General features: G+C 71.9%; 21 protein-coding genes. 15 read left to right on the top strand and 6 right to left on the bottom strand.

From position 1 onward, the window contains the following. Entirely contained in the window at positions 1–1,263 is a 1,263-nt protein-coding gene (locus VA596_RS46100; protein WP_323336609.1) for an RNA polymerase sigma factor, read from the top strand. 366 nt (positions 1,264–1,629) lie between these two features. Here VA596_RS46100 and VA596_RS46095 read toward each other — a convergent pair whose 3' ends face one another. Both VA596_RS46095 and VA596_RS46090 read right to left on the bottom strand, forming a co-directional pair. Then, positions 1,630–2,328, bottom strand: coding sequence for a winged helix-turn-helix transcriptional regulator (locus VA596_RS46095; protein ID WP_323336608.1), 699 nt, complete (start codon positions 2,326–2,328; stop codon positions 1,630–1,632). Between the two features lie 69 nt (positions 2,329–2,397). After that, entirely contained in the window at positions 2,398–3,210 is an 813-nt protein-coding gene (locus tag VA596_RS46090; RefSeq protein ID WP_323336606.1) for an AfsR/SARP family transcriptional regulator, read from the bottom strand. 568 nt (positions 3,211–3,778) lie between these two features. Between VA596_RS46090 and VA596_RS46085 the strand changes: the two genes are divergently transcribed. From VA596_RS46085 to VA596_RS46020, 14 genes are all read left to right on the top strand, one after another. Next, complete coding sequence (locus VA596_RS46085; RefSeq protein ID WP_323336604.1) at positions 3,779–4,606, top strand: helix-turn-helix transcriptional regulator; 828 nt, start codon at positions 3,779–3,781, stop codon at positions 4,604–4,606. A gap of 28 nt (positions 4,607–4,634) precedes the next feature. Further along, the gene (locus VA596_RS46080; protein WP_323336602.1) at positions 4,635–5,633 is read left to right on the top strand and encodes a DUF1702 family protein; all 999 of its coding nucleotides are present in this window, start codon (positions 4,635–4,637) and stop codon (positions 5,631–5,633) included. Between the two features lie 113 nt (positions 5,634–5,746). After that, on the top strand, positions 5,747–6,730 hold the full coding sequence (locus VA596_RS46075; protein WP_323336600.1) for a DUF1702 family protein: 984 nt from the start codon (positions 5,747–5,749) through the stop codon (positions 6,728–6,730). Further along, positions 6,727–8,700: a CRTAC1 family protein gene (locus VA596_RS46070; RefSeq protein WP_323336598.1), complete on the top strand. Its 1,974-nt coding sequence runs from the start codon at positions 6,727–6,729 to the stop codon at positions 8,698–8,700. The genes VA596_RS46075 and VA596_RS46070 overlap by 4 nt, the downstream gene beginning before the upstream one ends. A 4-nt stretch (positions 8,701–8,704) precedes the next feature. Beyond that, complete coding sequence (locus tag VA596_RS46065) at positions 8,705–9,712, top strand: enediyne biosynthesis protein (protein WP_323336596.1); 1,008 nt, start codon at positions 8,705–8,707, stop codon at positions 9,710–9,712. Positions 9,713–9,766: 54 nt separating this feature from the next. Then, positions 9,767–10,324 (top strand): DUF5987 family protein, encoded by a 558-nt coding sequence (locus VA596_RS46060; protein WP_323336594.1) that lies wholly within the window; start codon positions 9,767–9,769, stop codon positions 10,322–10,324. Next, on the top strand, positions 10,321–12,036 hold the full coding sequence (locus tag VA596_RS46055; RefSeq protein WP_323336592.1) for a GMC family oxidoreductase: 1,716 nt from the start codon (positions 10,321–10,323) through the stop codon (positions 12,034–12,036). The genes VA596_RS46060 and VA596_RS46055 overlap by 4 nt, the downstream gene beginning before the upstream one ends. 27 nt (positions 12,037–12,063) lie before the next feature. Then, the gene (locus VA596_RS46050; protein WP_323336590.1) at positions 12,064–12,858 is read left to right on the top strand and encodes a TIGR03084 family metal-binding protein; all 795 of its coding nucleotides are present in this window, start codon (positions 12,064–12,066) and stop codon (positions 12,856–12,858) included. 154 nt (positions 12,859–13,012) lie between these two features. Then, positions 13,013–18,838, top strand: a complete 5,826-nt coding sequence (locus VA596_RS46045) for a type I polyketide synthase (protein WP_323336588.1) — start codon at positions 13,013–13,015, stop codon at positions 18,836–18,838. Continuing rightward, the gene (locus VA596_RS46040; RefSeq protein WP_323336586.1) at positions 18,835–19,287 is read left to right on the top strand and encodes an acyl-CoA thioesterase; all 453 of its coding nucleotides are present in this window, start codon (positions 18,835–18,837) and stop codon (positions 19,285–19,287) included. Before VA596_RS46045 ends, VA596_RS46040 begins: the two co-directional genes overlap by 4 nt. 3 nt (positions 19,288–19,290) lie before the next feature. Further along, a complete protein-coding gene (locus VA596_RS46035) occupies positions 19,291–19,866 on the top strand; it encodes a flavin reductase family protein (RefSeq protein WP_410171987.1) in 576 nt (191 codons plus the stop codon). A 53-nt stretch (positions 19,867–19,919) separates the two neighbouring features. Further along, on the top strand, positions 19,920–20,099 hold the full coding sequence (locus VA596_RS46030) for a DUF6222 family protein (protein ID WP_323336584.1): 180 nt from the start codon (positions 19,920–19,922) through the stop codon (positions 20,097–20,099). Further along, a complete protein-coding gene (locus VA596_RS46025; protein WP_323336582.1) occupies positions 20,096–21,799 on the top strand; it encodes an acyl-CoA carboxylase subunit beta in 1,704 nt (567 codons plus the stop codon). The genes VA596_RS46030 and VA596_RS46025 overlap by 4 nt, the downstream gene beginning before the upstream one ends. A 10-nt stretch (positions 21,800–21,809) precedes the next feature. Then, a complete protein-coding gene (locus VA596_RS46020; protein ID WP_323336580.1) occupies positions 21,810–22,001 on the top strand; it encodes an acyl-CoA carboxylase subunit epsilon in 192 nt (63 codons plus the stop codon). 535 nt (positions 22,002–22,536) lie between these two features. Here VA596_RS46020 and VA596_RS46015 read toward each other — a convergent pair. The 4 genes from VA596_RS46015 to VA596_RS46000 are packed head-to-tail and all read right to left on the bottom strand — an operon-like array spanning position 22,537 to position 26,607. Further along, positions 22,537–23,547, bottom strand: coding sequence for a carboxymuconolactone decarboxylase family protein (locus tag VA596_RS46015; RefSeq protein WP_323336578.1), 1,011 nt, complete (start codon positions 23,545–23,547; stop codon positions 22,537–22,539). A gap of 10 nt (positions 23,548–23,557) precedes the next feature. Further along, complete coding sequence (locus tag VA596_RS46010; protein ID WP_323336576.1) at positions 23,558–24,766, bottom strand: class I SAM-dependent methyltransferase; 1,209 nt, start codon at positions 24,764–24,766, stop codon at positions 23,558–23,560. A 30-nt stretch (positions 24,767–24,796) separates the two neighbouring features. After that, complete coding sequence (locus tag VA596_RS46005) at positions 24,797–26,176, bottom strand: cytochrome P450 (RefSeq protein ID WP_323336574.1); 1,380 nt, start codon at positions 26,174–26,176, stop codon at positions 24,797–24,799. Next, positions 26,173–26,607 (bottom strand): SgcJ/EcaC family oxidoreductase, encoded by a 435-nt coding sequence (locus VA596_RS46000; RefSeq protein ID WP_323336572.1) that lies wholly within the window; start codon positions 26,605–26,607, stop codon positions 26,173–26,175. The genes VA596_RS46005 and VA596_RS46000 overlap by 4 nt, the downstream gene beginning before the upstream one ends. Between the last annotated feature and the right edge of the window lie 47 nt (positions 26,608–26,654).

Raw genomic sequence — 26,654 nt, 5'->3', positions numbered from 1 at the left:
GTGACCGCGCCCGCCCCGGTCGCCGAGGTCCTGCGCCCGCTGGTGCCGCAGGTGCTGGGCGTGCTGGTCCGCCGCCACGGCCAGTTCGACGCGTGCGAGGACGCCGTCCAGGAGGCCCTGCTCGCGGCGAGCGAGCAGTGGCCGGCCGAGGGGGTGCCGGACAGTCCGCGCGCCTGGCTGGTCACGGTCGCGACCCGGCGGCTGACCGACCTCTGGCGCAGCGAGAGCGCCCGGCGGCGGCGCGAGGAGTCGGCCGCCGTGCGCGAGCCGGTGACCTCGGCGGTCGTCCCCGGCCCCGGCGAGGACCGGCCCGCGGACTCCGACGACACGCTGTCGCTGCTGTTCCTCTGCTGCCACCCCGCGGTGTCGCCGCCTTCGCAGGTCGCGCTGACGCTGCGCGCGGTCGGCGGCCTGACCACGGCGCAGATCGCGAGCGCGTTCCTGGTGCCCGAGACGACGATGACCCGGCGGATCACCCGGGCGAAGGAGAGCATCGCCGCCGCGGGGTCGACGTTCAGCGAGCCGTCGCCGTCGGACTTCCCGGAGCGGCTGCGCGTGGTCCTGCAGGTGCTGTACCTGATCTTCAACGAGGGGTACACGGCGACGTCGGGGGAGAACCTCGTGCGCGCCGAGCTGGCCGCCGAGGCGATCCGGCTGACCCGCGCCGTGCACGCGCTGCTCCCGGCCGAGGGCGAGGTGGCGGGCCTGCTCGCGCTGCTGCTCCTGACCGACGCGCGGCGGGCGGCGCGCACCGGCCCCGGCGGTGAGCTCGTCGCGCTGCCGGAGCAGGACCGCGGCCGGTGGGACGCGGCGATGATCGCCGAGGGCACCGCGCTCGTCCGGGCGACGCTGGGACGCGGCCCGGTCGGCCCGTACCAGGTGCAGGCCGCGATCGCGGCGCTGCACGACGAGGCGCCCGGCACGGACGAGACCGACTGGCCGCAGATCGTCGAGCTCTACGGCGTGCTGGGCGAGCTCATGCCGAGCCCGGTGGTGACGATGAACCTCGCCGTCGCCGTCGCGCAGGTGGCGGGCCCCGCCGCCGGCCTGGCCGTGCTGGACCGGGTCGACGGCAAGCTCGACCTGGCCCGCCGCGTCGACGCGGTGCGCGCCCACCTCCTCGAACGCGCCGGCCGCCCGGCCGACGCGCGCGAGCACTATCTGAGGGCGGCCGAACGCACCGAGAGCGGCCCGGAACGCCGTTACCTGCGGGACCGGGCGGACCGGCTTGACCCTGGTCGGCTGATGGACCGAGGGGACTGACCGGTTCGCTTCGCCGGACGACGACGGCGGTGGTCGCTTACGGCTCGACCGGCTTGAGCAGACCACGATGCCGGTGGCCTGCCCGGATCCGCCGGCCGACAATGCCGCCGGGCTCACCGGCTTCGCCTGGTTCGGCGGGTGCCGATGGTGGTCCGGCTGTGCCGCGATCGGACCTGGCCGGGTGCAGCAGGCCGGCCGGCTGACCAGACCGCTTCGGCGGGTGCCGATGGCGGCGATCTGACCGGACCCAGCGGCCGAGGATGCCGCCGGGTTCGGCGGGTGCCAATGTGGTTCGGCGGGGCCGTGACCGGAGCCGGCCGGGTTCAGCTGGCCGGTCGGCTCCCTTCATCAGGCGGCGATGCCCCGTCAGCGGACCACGATGCCGGTGGTGCGCTCCGGGGCCGACGGGACGTGGAACAGCTGCGCGAACAGCTCCAGGTCCGTGACGTCGCCGTCGATGGTGAGCTTGCCCGCGCGGACTGCTTCGGCGGCGGAGAGGCGGCCGCTCATCACGTCCAGCAGGGCCGAACCGTGCGTGGCCTTGATCACCAGCTCGGCGCCGGGGAAACGGCCTTCGCCGACCTTGACCACGCCGTCCTCGACCAGGGCGTGCACGATCATCCGGTCGTCGTAGCGGATCTCGAAGGTGACCTGGACGCCTTCGGCGCGCTCGGCGCGGAAGGTGGAGTACAGCGACAGGATGGCCGAATCGAGGATGACCACGTCGTCGGCGGCCGGGGTCTGGAGCGAGCGGGCGCCCCAGAGGCCGAGGTCCAGCAGGATCTGGTCGAGCTCGCTGCCGTACTGGGTCAGCTCGTAGACGAGGCCCGCGTCGAGCTCGGCGCGCACGCGGCGGCGGATCACCCCGGTCGCCTCCAGCTCGTTGAGCCGGGCCGACAGGATGGACGGCGGGATCTTCGGCAGGCCGGTCTGCAGCTCGTCGTAGCGCTTCGCGCCGAGGACCAGGTCCCGGATGATCAGCAGCGACCAGCGCTCGCCGACGATCTCGAGGGCGCGGGCGACGCCGCAGTACTGGCCGTAGGCACGGGTGTGCGGAGCAGTCATCGAACTTTCCTCACTTCTTTTCGGGCGGGACGACGGACTCCGGCGGCTGCCGGGGAAGCGGTGGGCGGCTCAGCGGTGGTCGCCCTCGGAGATCAGCTCGCGGTGCAGCAGCTGCAGGTCGTCGCACGGTTCGACGCCCAGCTCGCCGGCCAGCCGCGAGCGGAGCCTGCGGTAGACGGCCATCGCGTCGGACCGGCGGCCGCTGCGGCCGAGCGCGCGCATCAGCTGCCCGTGCAGGGCTTCGTCGAGCGGGCTGCCGGTGGTCAGCGAGCGCAGCTCGCCGATCAGCTCGCGGTGGCGCCCGCTGACGATCTCCGCCTCGATGCGCATGTGCAGCACACTGCGCCGCTGTTCGAGCAGCTCGGTCCGGTACGCCGACAACACCGGTCCACAGTGGACGTTCGCGAACGGCGGACCGGTCCAGACGTCGAGCGCGTCCCGGAAGGCGTCGGCCGCCCCGGCGTGGTCCCCGGCTTCCTGGCGTTCCTGCCCGGCCTGCTGCAGCCGGACGAAGCGGTGGGTGTCCACTTGGGACGGATCGATGTTGAAGGTGTAGCCGGTGTGCTTGGTGGCCAGCATCTCTTCGCCGTCGGCCGCGAGCTTGTTCTGGTCGATGCACCGGCGCAGGTGGTAGACGTAGGTGTGCAACGTCGTGCGCACCGTCCGCGGCGGGTGGTCCGACCAGAGCTCCCGGATCAGCGTGTCGATGTGTACCATCTTGCCCGGCCGCATCACGAGCACGGCCAGCAGGGAAAGGATCTTCGGCGCGCTCGGCGCGTAGTCGACGCCTTGGCGTAACACTTCCAGCGGCCCGAGCACGGTGAAGTGGACGGTGCCGCGGTCCGCCTCGAGCTCTTCTTTTCGCTGCAGTTCGGAGTACATGGGCTGGCCTCCACCATCGTCAGTGCGTCCTCGCGCTCCCCAGGTCGTGCCGCGCGGGTCGGTGGACGGCCGAACTCCGGGCTTCTGTCCGAATGTGACAGAGCGCCGGGTCGGCGGCCAGTGAACCGCCCACCAGAGTCGACATGCGTTCACCCCGCCACCACGTGCGTTCCGCAGGTCCCGGGCGTGCACGGCGCATCCTCCGCCATCTGGTCGAACTGCCGATCCGCACGGTCGCGGGGTCCCTGGATCGGCCCAGACGCTCGTCACGCGGGACCGCCCTCGATCAGCTCCGCGGGCGTCCGGCACGCCGCACCCGGGCGTTCCGCACGGGCGGCCGGGGTGGATCACCCGCACCCGGCCGGGCGTCCCGCGAACGTCGGCGGAAGATCACCGGAATCCTCGATCGCTCGTCAATCGATCTGCGACCCGTGCCGTCTTCCCTGGCAGCAGAGGAGAACAGCCACCAGGGGAATTCGAGGTTGGACTGATGATGTTGCACTCTGTTGCGTCTGTCGGACACGACAGCGAGTTCGACGATCCGCCCCGTCGCCCGGCTCTCGAGCGCGTGGAGAAGTCGGTCCGGCCCGCGGTGCTGCAGGCGATCTCGTCGATCAGGGAACGGTACTTCGAGCCGATCACGCTGGCCGACCTCGCGTCCGAGGTGTTCGTCAGCCGGTTTCACTTCTCGCGGATGTTCGCCGACGCCACCGGCGTCACGCCCGGCCGCTTCCTCGCCGCGGTGCGCCTGTTCGAGGCGAAGCGGCTGCTGCTGACCACCTCGCTGAACGTCTCCGACATCGTGTGCAGCGTCGGGTACAGCAGCGTCGGCACGTTCACCAGCCGGTTCTCGAACGCGGTCGGGCTGACGCCGACGCAGTACCGGGAGCCGCAGGTCGCCGAGCTGCTCGTGGCGATCTCGCCGAACCTGCAGCGGCTGCCGCCGCTGCGGACGCTGCGCGCCGCCGGCCACAACTGCGCGTCCCTGCAGCCGGGCACCGGCACGCTGGCGATGGACCTCGGCCTGCCGGAGGGCTCCGCGCCGGCGGACACCCTGGTCGGGCTCTTCGCCGACCCGGTGCCCCAGTGCGGCCCGGTCGCCTTCAGCGGCATGGCCGAGATGAGGTCCGGCGAGCTGACCATCCCCGGCGCGCCCGCCGGGCGGTGGACCGCGATCGCGGTCGCGCAGCACCGGCCGGGTTCCGCCGGGCCGCGGTTCTCGATCGGCTACTCGACCGTGCAGGTGGCGCCGTCCGGGCGATCCACCGCCCGGATCGAGCTGCGCGCGCCGGCCCAGACCGACGCGCCGATCGCGATCACCCTGGCGTCGAAGCAGTCGCCCTACACGCAGCGCATGCTCGCCTCGCAGCGGCCGCACCTGCGCTCCGCCGCCTGATCCCGACGAGCAGAAGGATCACACGACGATGTCCACCTTGATCGGTGTCCTCCGTAAGCGTTTTCTCGCCCCTTCGATCGCCTCGGTCGGCTTCGCCGAACGCGGCTTCCCCGTGACGCACACCGACGCGACGGCCCGGCTGGAGGCGGTGCCGCAGGCGGTGGTGTGCGGGTTCGAATGGGCCATCGAGGGCGCCTCCCTCTGGGAGATCGAACGGCGCCTCGCGCTCGTCGAGCCCGAGCAGCGCGGGTTCGCCTACGAAGGCGCGACGATGGGCTACACCATCCTCGACGTCATGCCGGGCGGGCGCCGCGACCGCACCCGCGAGCTGCTGGAAGGGCCGGGGCGCCCGCACATCTTCCTGACCTACATCGGGATCGGCTTCGCGATGGCGCGGCTGCCGCGTCCACTGTGGAAGAACATCCTGCCCGAGCTGACCGGAGAGCCCTACCACCCGGTGATGAGCTGGCTCGCCGTCGACGGTTACGGCTTCGACCGCGCCTACTTCGACACCGAGAAGTGGGTGGGGGAGCAGGCCGAGCCGGTGCCCTACCCGTGGGCGGGCCGCCCGGAGTACTTCCCCCGGGCGTTCGACCAGGGGGTCGGGCGGGCGCTGTGGTTCATGCACGGCGGGAAACCGGACGCCGTGGCCGCGGCGGTCGGCCGGTTCGCCGAGCACCGGCGGGCGGACCTGTGGAGCGGCGTCGGCCTCGCCTCGACGTTCGCCGGCGGCGCCGACCAGCGCGGGCTCGCGCAGCTGCGCCGGGCTTCCGGGGAGTACTACGACCAGCTCGCGCTGGGTGTCGTGTTCGCGGTCAAGGGCCGGACGTACGCGGGCCACGTGCCCGCGCACACCCACCTCGCCGCCGGCGTCCTCACCGACCTTTCGGTGCAGGGGCTGCAGGCCGTCTCCGACCGGACCGAGGCCGCGGAGAGCGACGACAACGGTCCCGTTCCGCAGTACGAGCTCTGGCGCGAGCGCATCCGCACGGAGTTCCGGCCGGAAGCGCGCCGCGCAGCGGGCTGACGTGCGGATTTCGCCCGCGGGCGGCGGCAAACGTGGAGTAGACCGACCGGTACGAAATCTGTGACCGTGGAACGAGCACAGTACGAAACCACAACCCTGAAGGGGGAAGTGCGTTGGGCGACAGTTGGCGCGCGTTGAGGCGCCGGATCCTCACACCGGACGTCTCCGAGACGTCGCTGGACAAACGTGGTTTCCACAAGAAGAGCCCGCAGGCTCAGGAATTGCTGGAGACGGTCGGGCAGAAGTTCCTGCTCGGCTACGCGCACGCCGTGGAAGCCCGGAACCCCGCCCAGTGCGAGGAATGGCTGAGCCGCATCCCGGTCCAGTTCCGCGGATTCGCCTACGAGGGCGCGGGAATGGGCTACGCGATGCTCGACGGCCTGCCCTTCGGGGGCCGCAAGCACGTCGACGACTTCCTCGCGAACCCGGGCGGGGCGCTGCAGAACTACATCGTCCTGGTCGGCGTCGGCTGGGCGATGGCGCGGCTGCCGCGGTTCGCCTGGCCGAAGGCGGAGCGGTTCGACCCGCTGCTGCGCTGGCTGGTGCTCGACGGCTACGGCTTCCACCAGGCGTACTTCAAGACCGAGAAGTACGTCCGGCAGCAGTACCAGGAGCGCGACTTCCCCTGGCCCGCCAAGGAGTACAGCGGTTACGCGCTGCGGGCGATGGACCAGGGCATCGGCCGGGCGCTGTGGTTCATCTGCGGCACCGACGTCGACCTGGTGACGAAGACTGTCGCCGAGTTCGACCCGGCGCGCCACGGCGACCTGTACGCCGGGATCGGCCTCGCCTCGACCTACGCGTGCGGGGTCGACGAGGCCGAGCTGACCGAGCTCGCCCGCCGCGCGGGTGAGCACCGCGGGCAGCTCGCCCAGGGCAGCGCCTTCGCGGCCGACGCCCGGGTGCGCGCGGGCCTGCTGATCCCCGAGACCGAGGTCGCCACGCGGGCGATCTGCGGGCTGCCGGCCGAACGTGCGGCGGCGATCACCCAGGAGGTGCGCCCGGCGGAGGTCGTCGACGGCGAGCTCCCGGCGTTCGAAACCTGGCGGCAGCGGATCGCCGGCGAAGTGCTGACCCGTGGAGGAGTGAACCAATGACCGCGACCTTGCGCTGGCTGCGCCGGCAGCTGGCGGGCATCGTGGCGATCGCGCTGGTGCTGACGATGTTCTTCGTCGCTCGCCTGCCGAACGTCTCGGCCGCCGAGCAGGACCAGCTGGCGGGCAAGTTCCATTTCACCCCGATGACGATCGCGCTGCCGGCGGCGGCGAAGTCGCAGAACGTGCGCACGCTGAACAAGCAGTACGAGCACATCTCGGCCTGGATGTCCTCGACCGGTGCCGCCATCGCGATGAACGACCTCGACGGTGACGGCCTGGCCAACGACATCTGCCTGGTCGACCCGCGCAGCGACCAGGTCGTCGTGACCCCGACGCCGGGCCAGGGCCAGGACCGCTACGCGCCGTTCGCCCTCGACCCGGCCCCGCTGCCGACGTGGGACTACATGGCCCCGATGGGCTGCGTCCCCGGCGACTTCAACGAAGACGGCCGGATGGACGTCCTGGTCTACTACTGGGGCCGCACCCCGGTCGTGTTCCTGCAGAAGGCCGGCGCCACCAAGCTGAGCCCGGCGGCCTACCAGCCGGCCGAGCTGGTGCCGGGCAACCTGCGGGGACCCGACGGGAAGTACAACGGCCCGCTGTGGAACACCAACGCGGCCACCATCGGCGACTTCGACGGCGACGGGCACGTGGACGTCTTCATCGGCAACTACTTCCCGGACAGCAAGGTCCTGGACCCGAACGCCGACGGCGGCATCACGATGAACCAGTCGATGTCGCACGCGACGAACGGCGGTGGCAAGTTCATCTACCGCTGGACCGGCGCCACCGCGGGCACGAAACCGACGGTGTCCTTCGTGGACTCGTCGACGGCCATCCCGGCCAACGCCCGCACCGGGTGGTCGCTGGGCGCCAGCGCCACCGACATCGACGCCGACGGCCTGCCGGAGCTCTACATCGCCAACGACTTCGGGCACGACCACCTGCTGTACAACAAGTCCAAGCCGGGCGCCATCGAGTTCGGCGAGGTCACCGGGGTCCGCGGGGTCACCGACCCGAAGTCGAAGGTGCTCGGGAACGACTCGTTCAAGGGCATGGGCGTCGACTTCGGCGACTTCAACCACGACGGGCTGTACGACATCTTCGTCAGCAACATCACGACCTCGTGGGGTGTCGAAGAGTCGAACTACCAGTTCGTCAACACCGCCAAGGACCTCACCGACCTGAAGCAGCAGCTGCAGAAGGGCGTGGCCCCGTTCCACGACGAAAGCGGCGACACGCGCACGGCGTGGTCCGGCTGGGGCTGGGACCCGAAGATCGAGGACTTCAACAACAGCGGTGACGTCCAGATCGCCCAGGCGACCGGGTTCATCAAGGGCCAGGTCAACCGCTGGCCGCAGCTGCAGGAGCTGGCGGTGGCCAACGACGGCATGACGTCCAACCCGTTCTGGTGGCCCAACGCCCGGCCGGGGGACGACCTCGCCGGTGACCAGACGCTGCACTTCTTCGTGAAGCGCTCGGACGGCACCTACGTCGACCTCGCGCCGAAGCTCGGCCTGGCCGTCCCGGTGCCCACCCGTGGCATCGGCGTCGGCGACGCGGACGGTGACGGCCTGCCCGAGTTCGCGGTCGCGCGGCAGTGGGAGCAGCCGGTCTTCTACCACAACGACAGCCCGAAGACCGGGAAGTTCCTGCAGCTCAAGCTGAGCACGGACGCCCCCGTGGCGCCGGGCCCGCTGCCCTCCGCCGGTTCGCCGGCGATCGGCGCCGAGGCCACCGTCACCACGGCGGACGGCAAGAAGTACGTGGGCCGCGTCGACGGCAGCAGCGGCCACGCCGGCCGCCGCAGCTTCGACGTGCAGATCGGGCTGGGCGAGAACGTCACCGGCCCGCTGGACGTGCACCTGCAGTGGCGGGACCGCACCGGGCAGCTGCGCACGCAGGACCTGAAGCTCATGCCGGGCTGCCACATGTACCAGCTCGGGACCCAGGCGAAGGAAGAGATGTGACGTCATGGTGACGCCCATAACGACCAAAGTGGACACTGCACCGCCGAAGCGGACCAACAAGGTCATCACGGCCCTGCGCCGCTTCGCCATCTCGATCACGATCTTCAACATCCTCGGCTACACCGTGCTCGGGTTCGAGCAGCCGTGGCTGTACCCGTTCGTCGCGTTGCTGACCGCGTACACCACGGAGATCGGGCTGGAGATCCTCAACGCGAGGGTCACCCACCGCGACGTCCGGTTCCGCGGCAACGGGTTCCGGGGCCTGGTGGAGTTCCTGTTCCCGGCGCACATCACCGCGCTGGCGCTGAACATGCTGACCTACGTCAACGACCACATCTGGGCGATGATCTTCGGTGTCGTCGTCGCGGTCGGGGCCAAGTGGGTGCTACAGGCGCCGGTGTTCGGCCGGATGCGCCACTACATGAACCCGTCGAACTTCGGCATCACCATCATGTTGCTGGTGTTCCCGTGGGTCAACATGACTCCGCCGTACCACTTCTCGGAGAAGGTCGACACCTGGATCGGCTGGCTGATCGTGGCGATCATCCTGATCTCGGGCACGGTGCTCAACTCGCTGCTGACCGGCCGGATGTTCCTGATCGCGGGCTGGCTGTCGTTCTTCGTCGTCCAAGCGGTGCTCCGCGGGGTGCTGTTCGGCACGGCCATCCCCGGCGCGCTGGCCATGGGGACCGGGATCGCGTTCGTGCTCTACACGAACTACATGGTGACCGACCCGGGCACCTCGCCGTCGAAGCCGTTCTCCCAGTTCGCCTTCGGTGGCGGGATCGCGATGATGTACGGGTTCTTCACCGCCGCGCACATCGCCTACGGCCTGTTCTTCGCCACCGCTTCGGTGTGCCTGATCCGCGGGATGTTCCTGTGGGGCCTGCACTTCTCGAACAAGGCGCGGATCAAGTTCGAGGCCGAGCAGGCCGAGAAGGCCGAGCTGGCGGAGAAGCCGGCCCCGCCGGTGATCGCCGCCGCGGGCGAGGAGAAGCCGCTCGCGGCGTGACCCGTACGAGGCAGTAACGCTCTACTTGGGACAGTTTGCTGAGGAGGCAGGCCGGTGGCAGGCGAAGAAGAGGACAGGGTCCTGACCCTGGAGGCGTACGCCGACACGATCGTGCCGGGTGAGAAGCGGTTCCCGGAGGATCGCGCGGTGGCCGGCGCTTCGCCGGGGCCGGGCGCGGTGGCGGCGGGTGCGCTGGACCTGATCAGCTGGGAAGCCACCGGCATCACCGCCGGCCTGCCGTACCTCGCGCAGTCGCTCAACGACCACGCGAAGTCCTACGCCGGGGAGGTCGAGCTGGAGATCGACTCCGACGTCCCGCCGTTCGTGGCGCTCCCGTACGAGCACCGGCGGGCGCTGGTGACCCGGCTGACCAAGCCCGGCCACCCGGAGAAGGACGGGTGGGTGAGCCTGGCGATGTTCTGCAACATGGCCTTCGACAGCGCCGCCCACCTGCCCACCGCCCAGGCCATCCGGGACGGGCACCCGGGGCTGCTGGCCCTGGGCTACCGGCCGCCGGACGAGGACGGGTTCTGGCGGTTCCCGAAGTTCTCCTACGGCCGCAAGCTGGCCGAACCCCACCCCGACACGACGCCCTCCGGGAGTCCCGCATGAGCGCGGCTGAGACATCCGGGGCTTCGCCCCGGGCCGGGGGCTCCGCCACCCGGAACCCCCGAAATGCAATCGAAAAGACCGACGTCGTCATCGTCGGCAGCGGCTTCGGCGGCTCCATCCCGGCGTACCACCTCGCCGCGGGCGGGGCGAAGGTGGTCGTGCTCGAACGCGGGCCGTGGCTGGCCGCGGACGAGGTCGAGCACGACTACGCCCTCGGCTCGTCCTACACCCGGGCGTTCGACTTCGTCGCGGGTGACGGGATGAGCATCCTCGGCGGCAACTGCGTCGGCGGCGGCAGCGTCGTCTACTTCGCGGCGATGCCGCGGGCGCCGAAGTTCGTCTTCGACCGCCACGGCAGCATCGGGCGCCGCATGTGGCCGTCCGTGCTCAGCCGGGACACGCTGGAACCCTGGTACGACCGGGTGTCCGAGTCGATCCCGGTGTCCCAGCAGGACTGGAACGACGTTTCGTACGCGGGCGGGCTGTGGGCCGCGGCCTGCGACCACTCGGGCCGGACGGCGAACCCGGCCCCGGTGGCGGTGGACAACGACAAGTGCGTCAACTGCAACTTCATGATGGCGGGCTGCCGGTTCGACGCGAAGCGGTCGATGCTGACGAACTACCTGCCCGCGGCGCTGTCGCACGGCGCGAAGATCCGGCCGCTGCACGAGGTCGAGCGGCTGGAGCGGACCGAGACCGGTGACTACCGCGTCCACTACGACCTGATCGACGAAGAGGACTACCGGGTGCACACCGGCTCCGGGGTGATCGAGGCGAAGATCGTCATCATCGCCGCCGGCGCCGGTGCGACGCCGGTGATCCTGCAGCGGTCCGAAGCGGCGCTGGGCACGATGCCGCACGCCGTCGGCCGGTACTTCTCCGGCAACGGCGAGCGGCTCAACACCGCGATCATCGACGAGGACCGGGTGCGCGAGGTGCTCGGACTGTCCCGTGAGGACGGTGCGGTCTACGCGGCCAACCACATCGGCAAGGGCCCGACGGTGGCGAACTGGGACAAGCTCGACGGCTCGCTGCCCGAGTACGAGCGGTACTCCCTCGAGCAGCTGTACTTCCCGCCCGGCCTCGGCACCATCCTCGCGCAGGCGCCCGGCGGCGAGGAGCCGCGGTGGTTCGGCGCGGAGAAGAAGGAGATCCTCAAGCAGTGGTCCAACTGGCTGACGATCTTCCTGATGACCGAGGACGACAACGAGGGCGTCTTCGGCACCCCGCCGCCCACCGGCAACGCCTACCGCATCTCGCAGCAGATGCTGGGCCGCGGGTCGCTGCGCTACGACCCGACGCCGAACACCCGGCGCGGCTGGGCCCTGGCGGACGCGGACTGCAAGGCGATCATCGAGAAGGACGGCATGGCGAAGGTCGCGCCGTGGACCAACGACGTCGTCGGCGCGTACACCGTGCACCCGCTGGCCTCCTGCCGCATCGGTGACGACCCGGCGACCTCGGCGCTGCACCCGAACCACGAACTGCGCGACCACGCGGGCATCTTCGTCACCGACAGCGCCTCGGTGCCGGGTGCGCTGACGGTGAACCCCGCCATGACGATCGCCGCGCTGGCCGAGCGGGCCGTGCCCGGCATCGTCCGCGCGCTGGCCGCCCGCGGAGTCGAGGTCACCTACGGCGCCCCGGCGCCCGACGGCTCGATCACCGGCCGCCGCGCGGTTTCCAAGCTGGATCTGGTGGCGGGCAGTTGAGCCGGCCCAACGAGAGGACAGGACAAAGTGACTGACACGACGGGTGTGCTCGCCGACCTGACCGCCGAGGCCGCCGAGGTCGACGCGCTCGTGGCCGGCCTCACCGAAGCCGAATGGGAGACCCCGACGCCCGCGCCGGGCTGGCGGGTCCGCCAGCAGATCGCCCACCTCACCTTCATCCTCCGCATCGCCGGCCTGGCCGCCGCGCAGCCGGAAGCCTTCGTCGCGATGACGAAGTCGCTCACCGGCGGGCTCGACGTGGCCGTCAACGCCGCGCTCAAGGAGTTCGAGCACGACCCGGCGGAGGTGCTGCTGACGAAGTGGCGCGCCGACCGGGACAACTCGATCAAGGCGCTGTCCGCGGTCCCGGGCGACCAGCTCGTGCCGTGGCTGGTGAACCCGCTGCCGCCCTACATCCTGGCGTGCGCCGGGATGATGGAGCTGTTCGGGCACGGCCAGGACATCGCCGACGCGCTCGGCGTGCGCCCGGTGCGCACCGACCGGCTGCGCCACCTCGTCGGGTTCGCCGTCCGCGTCCGCGACTTCGGCTACGAGGCGAACGGCCTCACCCCGCCGGAGACCGAGTTCCGGTTCGAGATCACCGGTCCCTCGGGCGCGCTGTGGGCGTTCGGGCCGGAGGACTCGCCGGAGCGGATCACCGGCGGCGCGGAGGACTTCTGCCTGCTCGTGACCCGCCGCCGGCACCGCGACGACCTGGGCCTGCGGGCCGAGGGCGCGCTGGCCGACCAGTGGCTCGACATCGCGCAGGCGTACCGCGGCCCGGCCGGCGAAGGCCGGACGCCGGGTCAGTTCGACGGCTGAGCGTGCTTCTGTCCACTGTGGACTTGAGTGCGGATTGTCGCTGCGTGCGGCCTGTGAGGCCGCGGGCATGCAGAAAGAAGACACAACCGGCAGGCCGGGTGATGCTGGACCGGACCGGTTATCGGGGCACGAGATCCAGTGGGAGTGCGGTGGCATGAGCGGTGAGCGGATTTCGATCGTGGGTATCGGTCTCCGGTACCCGGACGCAGGTTCACCGGAGGAGCTCTGGGAGAACGTGCTGGCCGGTCGCCGGGCGTTCCGGACGCTGCCCGATGAGCGGATGAACCGGGCGGACTACTACTCGCCCGACCCCAAGGCACCGGACCGTTTCTACGCGCAGAAGGCCGCGGTGCTGCGGGACTACGAGTTCGACCGGGTCGCCCACAAGGTGGCCGGCAGCACGTTCCGGTCCACCGACACGACGCACTGGCTCGCCCTCGACGTCGCCGCGGCGGCGCTGGCCGACGCCGGGTTCCCCGAGGGGGAAGGCGCGCCGAAGACGGCCACCGGCGTGGTCGTCGGCAACAGCCTCACCGGTGAGTTCTCCCGCGCCAACGTCCTGCGGCTGCGCTGGCCCTACGTCCGGCGCACCGTCGCCGCGGCGCTGAGCGAGCGCGGCTGGGGCGACCAGGAGACCGGGGACTTCCTGCGGGAGCTGGAGGTCCAGTACAAGTCGCCGTTCCCGGAGATCAACGAGGACACCCTGGCCGGCGGCCTGGCGAACACCATCGCCGGGCGCGTCTGCAACCACTTCGACTTCGCCGGTGGCGGCTACACCGTGGACGGCGCCTGCTCGTCGTCCCTGCTGTCGGTGGTCAGCGCGGCCAACGCGCTGGTGCAGGGCGACCTCGACGTCGCCGTCGCCGGCGGCGTCGACCTGTCGATCGACCCGTTCGAGGTGATCGGCTTCGCGAAGACCGGCGCGCTCGCCAAGCGGGACATGAAGGTCTACGACGCCGACTCCAACGGCTTCTGGCCCGGCGAGGGCTCGGGCATGCTCGTCCTGATGCGCGAGAGCGACGCGATCGAGCAGGGCAAGCGGATCTACGCCTCGGTCGCCGGCTGGGGCGTCTCGTCCGACGGCAAGGGCGGCATCACGCGGCCCGAGGCGGCGGGGCACCGGCTCGCGCTGAAGCGCGCCTACACCCGCGCCGGCTACGGCGTCGAAACCGTTTCCTACTTCGAGGGTCACGGCACCGGCACCGCGCTCGGCGACGCCACCGAGATCGAGGCGCTCTCCACCGCCCGCCGCGACGCGGACCCGCTGGCCAAGCCGGCGGCGCTGTCCACGATCAAGGGCAACATCGGGCACACCAAGGCCGCCGCCGGCGTCGCCGGGCTGATCAAGGCGACCCTGGCCGTGTACCACCAGGTGATCCCGCCGGCCACCGGCCACTTCGACCCGCACGAGTCGCTGGTCGGCGACTCCGCGCGGATGTACGTGCCGAGCGACGCCGGGCTGTGGCCGTCGGACCAGCCGGTACGGGCCGGCGTGTCCGCGATGGGCTTCGGCGGCATCAACTCGCACATCACGGTGTCCGAGGCCCCCAACGCGGCCCGGCGCGCGGAGCTCGACGAGCGCTCCCGCAGCCTGGTCGCCGGCCGTCAGGACGCCGAGATCCTGCTGTTCGACGCCGACGACGTCGCCTCGCTGCGCGGCCGCCTCGCGGCGCTGCTCGAGACGGTGCCGAAGCTGTCCTTCGCCGAGCTGACCGACCTGGCCGGCGCGCTCGCCGGTGAGCTGTCGGGCAAGCCGGTGCGGGCCGCGGTCGTCGCGGCGAACCCGGAGCAGGCCGAGCGCAAGCTGACCAAGCTGCTGGAGCTGCTCGAAGAAGACGGCTCGGTGTTCGAGGGCGTCGACGGGATCTTCTGCAGCTCGCGTCCGGCCGAGCCCAAGATCGGGTTCCTGTTCCCCGGCCAGGGTTCGGGCCGGGGTGGCGACAGCGCGCTGCGCCGCCGGTTCAGCGTGGCCGCCGAGATCCACGACGCGGCCGGGCTGCCGGCGGCCGGCGACCAGGTCGCCACCGACGTGGCGCAGCCGCGGATCGTCACCGGATCGCTCGCCGGGCTGCGCGTCCTGCGCTCCTTCGGCGTCGAAGCGAGCACGGCGACCGGGCACAGCCTCGGCGAGCTGACCGCCCTGCACTGGGCCGGCGCGGTCGGTGAGCGCGAGGTGCTGCAGCTCGCGAAGATCCGCGGCCGCGTGATGGCCACCGAGGTCGGCCCCGGCACGGGCGCGATGGCGAGCATCGTCGCCTCGCCCGGCCGGACCGAGGAGCTCGGCCTGGGCACCGACGTCGTCATCGCCGGGTACAACGCACCCCAGCAGACGGTGATCTCCGGGCCGGTCGCCGCGGTCGACCGCGTGGTCGCCCAGGCGAAGGCCCAGGGCGTGGGCGCGGCGCGGATCAAGGTGTCGCACGCGTTCCACTCGCCGGAGGTCGAGCCCGCCGCGACCGCGATGATCGAGCGGCTCGGCGAATTCGACTTCGCGCGGCTCGAGCGTCCGGTGGTCTCCACGGTGACCGGCGACGTCCTGCACGCCGCGGAGAACCTGCCGGAGCTGCTGCGCGAGCAGATCGTGCTGCCCGTCCGGTTCCGCGAGGCGGCGGCGAAGGTCGCCGAGCGCAGCGACCTCGTGATCGAGGTCGGCCCCGGCCGGGTGCTCACCGGCCTGTTCGAGGAGATCGCCCCGGGCACCCCGGTGCTGGCGCTCGACACGGACAACGGCTCCCTCGCCGGCGTCCTGCGGGTGCTCGGCGCGGCGTTCGCGCTGGGCGCGCCGGTCGGCCTGGAGCAGCTGTTCGCCGGCCGCGTGGTCCGGGACCTGCCGGCCGACGGGGTCTTCCGGTTCCTGGCCAGCCCGTGTGAAGAGGCACCGGCGATCGACGCCGAGCTCGCCGCGGAGGTCGCGGCCGAGCGGGCCCAGGCCGACGCGTCCGAGACGGCCGACACCGGCAGCAGCACGCTCGACCTGCTGCGCAAGCTCGCGGCCGAACGGGTCGAGCTGCCGCTGGAGGCGGTCACCGCCGACACGCACCCGCTCGACGACCTGCACCTGTCCTCCATCACGGTCGGGCAGCTGGTCAACGACGTCACCCGGGCACTGGGGCGTCCCGCGCTCGAAGGGATGCCGAACTTCGCGACGGTCTGCCTCGGCGAGCTCGCCGAGATGATCGACGAGCTGGCGCAGACGGCCAAGCCGGCCGACGCCGCCGGCAAGGGCGAGGCGCCCGGCATCGGGCCGTGGGTCCGGCCGTTCGCTGTCGAGTACCTGCCGGCGGCCCGCCCGCCGGCGGACGTCGCCACGGGCGAGGCGGCCACGCAGTGGCAGGCCTTCGCGACGGCGGGGCACCCGCTGGCCGAGCCGCTGCGGAGCGCGCTCGCCCGCAGCGGCGCCGGTGACGGGGTGCTGCTGTGCCTGCCCGCCGACTGCGACGAGAGCCACGTCGGGCTGTTCCTCGACGCGGGCCGGGCGCTCATGTCGGCGCCCAACGGCACGCGGTTCGTCGTGGTGCACCACGGTTACGGCGCTTCCGGCCTGGCGAAGACGCTGCGGCTGGAGGACCCGTCGGCGAAGACCACGATCGTCGACCTGGCCGACCCGTCCCCGGCCGAGCCGGAGTCGATCGCGGCCGCGGTGAAGACGGTCGTCGCCGAGGTCGCCGCGACGACGGACTTCATCGAAGCCCGTTACGACGCCGAAGGCGCCCGCACGGTGCCGCGGCTGGTCGGGATCCCGGCGGCGCCGTCCGAGCCGAGGGCGGACACGCTCGACAGCTCCGACGTCCTGCTGGTCACCGGTGGTGGCAAGGGCATCACGGCGGAAAGCGCGCTGGCGATGGCGAAGGACTCCGGCGCGAAGCTGGCCCTCCTCGGGCGCAGTGACCCCGAAGAGGACACCGAGCTGGCGGAGAACCTCGACCGCATGGAGGCGGCGGGCATCCGCCACCGCTACGAGCGGGCCGACGTCACCGACGCCACGGCCATCGCCGAGGCCGTCGCCCGGATCCAGGCCGACCTCGGCCCGGTCACCGCGGTCCTGCACGGCGCGGGCCGCAACGAGCCGGCCGCGCTGTTCAGCCTGACCGAGGACGCCTTCCGCAAGACGCTCGCGCCGAAGATCGACGGCCTGAACACCGTGCTCGACGCGATCGACAAGGACCGCGTCAAGCTGCTGATCACCTTCGGCAGCATCATCGGCCGCGCCGGCCTGCGCGGTGAGGCGCACTACTCCACGGCGAACGACTGGATGACCGAGGCGACCCTGCGCTTCGGCCGGGAGCACCCGCAGGCGCGGGTGTTCGCCCTGGAGTGGTCGGTCTGGTCGGGCACGGGCATGGGCGAGAAGCTCGGTGTGGTCAGCGCCCTGATGCGCGACGGCATCACGCCGATCCCGCTCGACGAGGGCATCGCCATCCTGCGCCGCCTGCTCGCCGACCCGGCCGCGCCGCCGGTGCTCGTCGTCTGCGGCCGGATGAACGGCCTGCCCACGCTGCCGATCCAGCGGCGCGAGCTGCCGCTGACCCGGTTCATCGACCGGACGGTAGTGCACTACCCGGGGGTCGAGCTGATCACCGAGGCGGAGCTGTCCGCGGGCAGTGACCCGTACCTGACCGACCACCTGCTCGACGGCCAGCTGCTCTTCCCGGCCGTGCTGGGCATGGAGGCGATGACCCAGGTCGCGACGGCGACCCTCGGGCGCGGCGGCACGCCGGTGCTCGAGGACGTCGAGTTCCTCCGGCCGATCATCGTCTCGCCGGGCAAGTCGACCACGATCCGGCTGGCCGCGCTCGCGCGGGACGGCGAGACCGTGGACGTCGTGGTCCGCAGTGAGGAAACCGGCTTCAGCGCGGACCACTTCCGGGCCCGCCTGAACTTCGCCCGCCCGGAGGTGCTCGGCGAAGTGGCGCCGCGGACCGTCGCGCTGCCGGCCGTGCCGGTGGACCCGATCCACGAGCTCTACGGCTCGGTCCTGTTCCAGGGCAAGCGGTTCCAGCGGGTCGTCGGCTACCGCCGGGCCAGTGCCCGGCACGCCGTCGCCGAGATCGCGACCACCGCGAACGTCTCGTGGTTCGCGCCCTTCCTGCCGCAGGACCGGCTCCTGGCCGACCCGGGCACCCGGGACGCGATGATGCACGCGATCCAGTGCTGCGTCCCGGACGCGACCCTGCTGCCGCAGAGCATCGAGAAGCTCTACCTGGCCGCACCGGGCGAGCAGCACGACGAGTACGTCCTGCTCGACGCGCGTGAGCGGTCCCAGGACGGCGACAGCTACCTCTACGACCTCGACGTCCGCAACCCGGACGGCACCCTGGTCGAGCGGTGGGAAGGCCTGCAGCTGCGGGCGGTGCGCAAGCGCGACGGCGCGGGCCCCTGGGTCCCGTCGATGCTCGGGTCCTACCTCGAGCGTGCGTGCGAACGGCTGCTCGGCGGCACCCGGGCCGTCGTCGTCGAGCCGGACCCGGCGGACCGCGCGGTGGAGGGCATCGCCGAACGGCGGGCGCAGACCGCGCTGGCCGCGGGCCGCAGCCTCGACCGCCCGGTCGAGATCCGCTACCGCCCGGACGGCAAGCCGGAGCTCGACGGCTTCGAGGTGACGGCATCGCACACCTCGCAGCTGACGCTGGCCATCACCGGCAGCGGGCAGCTCACGTGCGACGTCGAGACCGCGGTCGAACGGACCGAAGAGGACTGGGCCGGGCTCCTGGGCGAAGAGCTCGTCGCCGTCGGCAAGCTCCTCGCCGCGGACACCGGCGAAGCGGTCACGGTGGCCAACACCCGGGTCTGGAGCGCGCTGGAGTGCGTGCGCAAGACCGGCGAGATGACCCAGGCACTCACCGTGCGCCGGGTCGAGGCCGACGGGTGGGCCCTGCTCGCCTGCGGCGACGCCCTGATCGCCACCTGGTCGACCACCATCGACGACCGGCCGGACCCGGTGGTCTTCGCCGTCCTCCACGCAGAGGGGAACCGAGCATGACCGGCTACTACGAGATCCGCCACACGGTCGGCTTCGAAGAGACCAACATGGTGGGCAACGTCTACTACGTCAACTACGTGCGGTGGCAGGGGCGCTGCCGGGAGATGTTCCTCGTGGAGCGGGCCCCGGCGGTCCTGGAGGACATCCGCGGCGACCTGAAGCTCTACACGCTCCGGGTCGAGTGCGAGTTCTTCGCGGAGATCACCGGGTTCGACGAGCTGTCCATCCGGATGCGCCTGGAGGAGCTGACCCAGACGCAGCTGCAGTTCACGTTCGACTACGTGCACCTGCACCCGGACGGCGAGCGGCTGGTGGCGCGCGGGCGGCAGCGGATCGCGTGCATGCGCGGGCCCAACTCCGCGACCGTGCCGGTGCGGGTGCCCGAGGCGCTGCTGGAGGCGCTGGCGCCCTACACGACGGCGTCGGCACGCAACGGCAAGGGAGCGTGACCAGTGGGCTCTCCAGGAGCGAACCCCGTCGAGCGGCGTCCGCTGCAACGGCTGGCGAAGTCGAAGACCCACCGCGCGCTTTCGCCGCAGCCGGCCCTGCGCCAGGTGATGGGGCAGTTCGCGACGGGCGTCACGGTCCTCACCGCCGGCGGTGACGACGCGCACGGGATGACCGCGAACGCGTTCTCGTCGGTGTCGCTGGACCCGCCGCTCGTGCTGTGCTGCGTGTCCAAGGCGGCCCGGATGCACTCCTCGATCGTCACCGCGGGCTCGTTCGCGGTGAACTTCCTGGCGGCGGACCAGCAGCGCCTGTCCGAGTACTTCGCCGACTGGCGGCGCCCGGACGGCATGGCCCAGTTCGAGTCCGTGGGCTACACCCCGGGCGCGAAGACCGGCGCGCCGCTGCTCACCGGCGTGCTGGCGTGGGTCGAATGCGAGCTCACCCAGGTGCTCGAAGGCGGTGACCACTCGATCTTCCTCGGCCGGGTGGTCACCACCGGGCGCGGCACGGCCGAGCACGCCCTCGTGTTCTACGGCGGCGGCTACCACCACGTGGACGGCCAGGCCCGCGCGGCGTGACCGGACGAGGTCCCGGTGCGACCGGGACCGCATCGACAAGAGGAGGCTGAGCCATGACCGCCAGCGACGCAGGTCGTCAGGACGCCCGTTCACCCATGGAGACCCCGGTGCCGCCCGCGCCGGTCGAGGCGACCGTGCGCCCGCTGCCCCGGCTCGGCCGGGGCGTGGTCTGGTCGGACATCGTCGCCGAGATCGAGCACGACCTGCAGGAGCGGATGAGGGATGCCGCGTGAGCGGTTCCCTCGACGGCGGCGCACGCCGCGCCGACGAGGCGGACGTCGTGCCCGTGCCGTCCGAGAGCCGCACCGGGCGTCGCCGTCTTCCCCGCACCGGGGAGGGCGGCGACGCCCAGGTCATCGCGCTGACCCCGGCGGCCGAGCGGGTGCCCGGCATGCAGTCGCTGCGGCAACGGCGTCGCGAGCTGCAGGAGCACATCGCCGAGGGCAAGCTCGACGCGGTGCGGCGCCAGCACTCGCTGGGCAAGCTCACCGCCCGTGAACGGCTCGCGCTCCTGCTCGACGAAGACTCCTTCGTCGAGCTCGAGCCGTACCGGCGGCACCGGTCCTCGGGGCCGGGGCTGGCCGGCAACCGGCCGTACACCGACGGCGTCGTCACCGGCTCCGGCACGGTCGACGGCCGCCGGGTCTTCGTCTACGCCCAGGACTTCACGCTCTTCGGCGGCTCGCTGGGGGAGGCGCACGCGGCGAAGATCCACAAGATCCTCGACCTCGCGATCGCGAACGGCGCCCCGGTGATCGGCCTGAACGACAGCGGCGGCGCGCGCATCCAGGAGGGCGTGCTCGCGCTGAACGGCTACGGCGGGATCTTCCGCCGCCAGGTCGAGGCCTCCGGCGTCATCCCGCAGATCAGCGTGATCCTCGGGCCGTGCGCCGGCGGTGCCGCCTACTCGCCGGCGCTGGCCGACTTCACGTTCATGGTGCGCGACACCGCCCGGATGTACCTGACCGGTCCCGACGTCGTCGAGGCCGTCACCGGACGGCGCGTCAGCCACGAAGAGCTCGGCGGCGCCGACGTCCACGGCACGCATTCGGGCGTCGCCACCGTGGTGCACGACGACGAGGAGGACTGCCTCGCCGACGTCCGCTACCTGATCTCCCTGCTGCCGTCGAACTACCTCGAGCCGGCGCCCGCGACGGCCCGGACCGGCGCGGCGGACGACTACCGGCCCCGGCTGGCGGAGATCGTCCCGCCGTCGCCGAACCAGCCCTACGACATGCGCGAGGTGTTCGCCGAGGTCGCCGACGACGGCGAGTTCTTCGAGGTGCACGCCGGCTGGGCCCGCAACGTCCTGTGCGCGCTCGCGCGCATCGACGGCCGCGTCGTCGGGCTCGTCGGCAACCAGCCGGTGGTGCTCGCCGGGGTGCTCGACGGGCCGGCCGCGCAGAAGGCCGCGCGGTTCGTGCGGTTCTGCGACGCCTTCGGCATCCCGCTGGTCAGCCTGGTCGACGTCCCGGGTTTCCTGCCCGGCGTCGAGCAGGAGCGGAGCGGGATCATCCGCCAGGGCGCGCAGCTGCTGCACGCCTACTGCGAGGCGACCGTGCCGCGGATCCAGGTGATCCTGCGCAAGGCGTACGGCGGCGCGTACATCGTGATGGACTCGCGGTCCATCGGGTGCGACCTCTCCCTGGCGTGGCCGACGAACGAGATCGCGGTGATGGGTGCCGAGGGCGCGGTGAACGTGCTCTACCGCCGGGACCTCGCGGCCGCGGCGGACCCGGCGGCGCTGCGCGCCCGGCTCGTCGCGGAGTACACCGAGGAGTACCTCAACCCGCAGTACTCGGCCGAGCGCGGCCTGGTCGACGACATCATCGACCCGGCCGACACCCGCGCCGCGATCGCCCGCGGGCTGGCGATGCTCCAGGACAAGCGCAAGCCCGGACCCTCCCGCAAGCACGGCAACCTGCCGATCTGACGGAGTTGTGATGTCCACTGTGGACGAACTGGTGCTGGTCGTACGCGGCGCACCGGACGACGCGAGCCTGGCGGCCCTGGTGGCCGTCCTCGTCCGGTGCGCCGCGGCGGCCGAGGAGGTGCCGCCCCCGCGTTCGCCGTGGGCCGGCGAGACCTGGAGCCCCGGCCCCGGCGCCTGGCGCCGCTCCGCCCTCCCGCACTAACCCCGCCCCACACACGTACCCAGCCGGACGACACGCGTACCCAGCCGGACGACATGCCAGTCCGGGAGGTGTGTCGACCCTCCAATCACGCGTGTCGGCGCCCCAATCACACGTGTCGACTCCCCAATCACGAGTCGGCTCTCCCCGCACGTGGTCGAATCGCGTGTTCGGAGGGTCGGCACGCGTGATTCCCAAGTCGGCTCGCGTGATTGGGGCGCCGACACGTGATTCCGGGGTCGACACGCGTGATCGGGAGGTCGACACGCGTGCTTCTTGAGCCGGCTCGCGTGATTCGACTCGGTACCCGCGTGACTCGGGGCGGGACTCGCGTGATGGGGAACGGGACTCGCGTGACTGGGAGCGGGATTTGCGATTTGAGAAGCCGACTCGCCAGGTGCGTGTGTCGTCCATCCAGGTACGCGTGTCGTCCACTGGGATACGGGAGTCGTCCGGCCAAGTACGCGTTTGGGTGGGTGGGTATGGGGAAGCCGGCCCGGCGCGGTGGCGCCGGGCCGGCTTTTTTTTGGGGGGCGGGTCAGGTGGGGCCGGCCACCCAGGTGCTGATCCGGCGGGCCGCGGCCATGCTCGCCCAGGCCGCCAGCTCGATCAGCGTGTCGTCGCCGGGGGCGGTGGTGCGGAAGGCTTCCACCAGGGCGTCGTCGACCTGGTAGGACGCCAGCGCGATGGCCAGCGCCAGCCGGCCCGCCGGGCGGTCCGCCTCGTCGAGACCGGTGACGGCCTCCTCGAGCCAGGACCGGCTGAGCCCCGGGGCCTGACCGTCCCAAGTGGACAGCCGCTCGTGCAGCAGCGTGCGCACCGCGGGCGGCACCGAGCGTTCGCCCGCCGCCTCCGCGGCCGCGTAGGCGCGGGCGAACGCGTCGGCCACGAGGGCGTTCGGGCGCGCCCAGTGCAGGTCCTCCGGCACCGGCGCGGCCGGCAGCAGCTCCACCGACACCCCCGGCTGCGGGGTCTTGCCCGACGGCCGCAGCACGCCGCCCAGGACCTTCCGCGCCTGCGGCTTCGCCGACTCCGGCACGTGGGACGGGAACGGCGAATCGCGCAGGAACACGTTGACCACGCGGTTGTAGTACTGGAACGCCACCGCGACGCCGATCAGCTCGGGCGCCTGCTCCGGCGGGAACGGCGGGACGCCCGCCGGCCCGGTCGCCGAGACCCGGGCCCACTTCTCGAGCGCCTCCCGGTCGGACTCGCCGGCCGGGATGGCGGCGAGCGTCATGCCGTGGACGTCGACGCAGTACGGGCAGCTGTTGGCCTCGGACACCCCGGTGGCCACGGCCTCCTTGCCCGCCCGGTCGGCCTTGCCCGGCGCCAGCAGGGTCTCCCGCAGGATCGCCCACGCCGCGGCCATCGCCTCCGGGGCCGCCGAGTGCAGCGCCACCGGCGGCGCGAGCATGCTGAAGTCCCGTTCCACCTGCCGGTAGACGGCGGCGACCAGGCCGCGGGCCCGGTGCCGCGGCACCACCTGGACGTGCCTCGTGTCGCGAAGCGACCTGCGCACCGCGAACCGGACCAAACCTGCGACCATCACGGGCTCCCTATTCGGCGGTGTTCGCGCGGGCGATGACGGCTCCCACCACGAAGTCCGGGTACTCCTCGGCGATCGCGTCGACGTCGGGCAGGATCGTGACGTCGCCCAGGCCGGCCGCCTCGAACGTGGCGCGCCAGGCCGCCGGGGTGAGGAAGCCGTGCGTCGGCCGCTTCACCGGGTCGGTGATGACGTCGGTGAAGCTGTCCAGGAAGTCGAAGATGATCTCGGCGTGGATCGGCCGCGCGAGCTTCGTCGGGCGCACGCACTCGGACACGACGACCGCCCCGCCCGGCTTCAGCGCCTTCGCCGCCTCGGCGACGACGAAGTCGAGGTCGGGCGCCACGTGGAAGCAGTTCACCGCGTACACCGCGTCGAACGTGCCCGGCTCGACGCCCTGAGACTCCCAGGGCAGCGTCATGTCGATGCGGGCCGACTCGACCGTCGTCGACGGCGACGCGGCCGCGGCGGCCGCCTTCTCGCCGTGGCGGGCGAAGGTCTCCGCGACCTCGGTGAACCGGTAGCGCGTGACGTCGGAGCCGAGCGTGCGCAGCACCTGCTCGGCGCCGCTGCCGCAGCCGCCGCCGATCTCGAGGATCTCGAACGGGCCGCCGCCCGCCTCGGCCGCGAGCCGGGAAAGCGCTTCCGCGCCGACCTTGTTGTTGATGGAGTACAGCAGGTTGTCGTTGGAGAAGTACTTCAGCCACAGCGGGAGCTGGGCGGGCGCGAAGAGGATCTCGTCGCCGGTCGCCTCACCGGCGAAGAACGTCTTCGCCTCGTCGACGAGCGTCCGCAGGATCTCGACGGCGACGGCGGCACCCGGTTCCCGCGCGGCGAGCTCGGCGGCGACGTCGTCGAACGACGGGACGGCCACCGTGCCGGGCACGTACCGGCCGCCTTCCCGGGCGAAGATCCCCGAGTCCGACAGCTTTTCGTACAGGAAGTGCAGGGGGATCGTCCGGCGCCACGGGATCGACAGCTCCTGCTTGGCCTGCGGGACCGAGGTGCCGGCGGTGGTCGGCAGGGCGCCGATCGCGGAGAGGATCCGGTGGGCGGTCGCGTCGACGAGGCGGCCGAACGTCTCGTTGGCCGCCAGGAAGCGGAACGGGAAGTGCTCCCGGACGCCCTCGTCGGCGATGGCGGCGCGCAGCTTCGCGAAATCCGCCGCCTTCGGGTGGTCTTCGGGCCGGCCGTAGCCGTGCTCCGCCTGCTCAGTCATGTTCACTCACTTTCGCGATGTCCGAGGAGGTCAGGCCGCGGCACGGCCGGCGTCGGGGAACGAGCGGACGGTCAGGGAGAGCCCGCCGCCGAGGCGCAGCGACATCATCGGTTCCGGCTTGACCGTGAACCCGGGCACCGGGTCGAACCGCAGGTCGCGCATCAGGGAGGAGATGATGAAGGTGGCCTCCATCATGCCCAGGTGGTTCCCGACGCAGAACCGCGGACCGGCGCCGAACGGGATGTGCGCGTAGCGCGGCCGGTCGGCCGGCACGTCCGGGTCGAAGCGCTCCGGGTCGAACCGCTCCGGCTCCGGCCAGTACCGCGGGTGCCGGTGCAGGATGTACGGGCAGATGAGGACTTCCGAGCCGGCCGGCACGTGGTAGCCGCCGACCTCGTCGTCGGCGAGCGCGCGGCGCGGCAGGATCCACACCGGCGGGTTCAGCCGCATGGCCTCCTGCAGCACCATGTGCGTGTACCGCAGCTTGGTCAGGTCCTCGTAGGCCGGACGGCGGTCGCCGTAGACGGCCACCGCCTCCTCGTGCAGCCGGTCCCGGACCTCCGGGTGCCTGCTCACGTGGTCCAGCGTCCAGCCGACCGTGCTGGCCGTCGTCTCGTGCCCGGCCAGCAGCAGCGTCACCAGCTCGTCACGCATGCGGCGGTCGGCGACCCGCTTGTCGGTCTCCTTGGCGGTGGAGGCGATGAGCCGGGTCAGCACGTCGTCACCGGTCGCGGACGGCTCGGCCTTCCGCTTCGCCACGAGGAGCCCCACGACGTGCTGGAGGTGCTCCCGGGCCGACCGGAACGCGCGCTGCCCCTTCAGCGGCAGCCACCGCGGCACCATGCCGAGCGTCTCCATCTCGAACATGGCCTGGTCCTGCACGGCCTCGAAGGAGTGCTCGACCGCGTCGAACGCGCTGAGGTCGGTGTCCAGCAGGGTGCTGCCGAGCACGCCGAGGGTGAGCGCGGTGACCTCGGACAGCACGTCCGCCGGGCGGCCGCTGTCGCGGTGGACGGCGAGCCGCTCGACCAGGCCGAGGGCCTCGTCGATGATCACGTCGGCCTGTGCGGCGATCCGCTTGTGCTGGAACACCGGCTGGATGGTGCGCCGCTGTTCCTTCCACAGCGCGCCTTCCGACGTCAGCAGCCCGTCGCCCAGCGCCCGCTTGGCCTCGGTGTAGCCGATGCCCTTGTGGTAGTTCGCCGCGTTGTCGGCGAGCACGTGCTTGGCGTGGTCGGGGTGGTTGAAGATGTAGAGCGTCTTCGGGCCGATCGCCACCCGCACCGCGTCGCCGTACTCGCGGACTGCCTCGCTCATCAGGCCCAGCCGGTCCGCGCGGAGCTTGCGGAGGATCCCCGGGGCCGCCCGGCGCGGCGGTCCCGGCGGAACGCGGCGGGTGGCGCCGGTCATGCGCCGGTGCCCGGGTTCGGCAGGCCGGTCTTCGCGGTGCTGTTCTGGTAGGCGGCGAGCCGCCACTGGCCGTCGGTGCGCACGGCGAACCAGCCGGCCCGGATGGCCTGCTCGTCGGAGACCTCGGTCTCGCCCTCGGACAGGACGCCGCCGGAAGAGAGCAGCAGCGCGGTGTCGGGACCGAAGAAGCGCAGGCTGATCGGCTTGCCGACGACCTGGGTACCGGCGTAGGTGGTGGCGAACGCGTCGGTGAAGTAGGCCTTGATGTCCTGGCGGCCCTGCCGGAAGATGCCCGGCAGGATCAGGGTGCCGTCGTCGGTGAACAGATCGGCGATCGCCGACGCGTCACCGTGGGCCCAGGCGGCGAGCATCTTCTGGGTCATCACTGCGACGGCTGCCTGGTCGGCGGCCGATGCCTCGTGCGTGGTCATGGTGCTTCCTTTCGGCGCGAGCGACGAGAACCGCGGGCGGGCACGGG

The sequence above is a fragment of the Amycolatopsis heterodermiae genome, from assembly GCF_034929455.1.
Lineage (GTDB): Bacteria > Actinomycetota > Actinomycetes > Mycobacteriales > Pseudonocardiaceae > Amycolatopsis > Amycolatopsis heterodermiae.
Note: the sequence above shows the minus strand (reverse complement) of the source record. Positions and strands in the feature narration are given on the sequence as shown.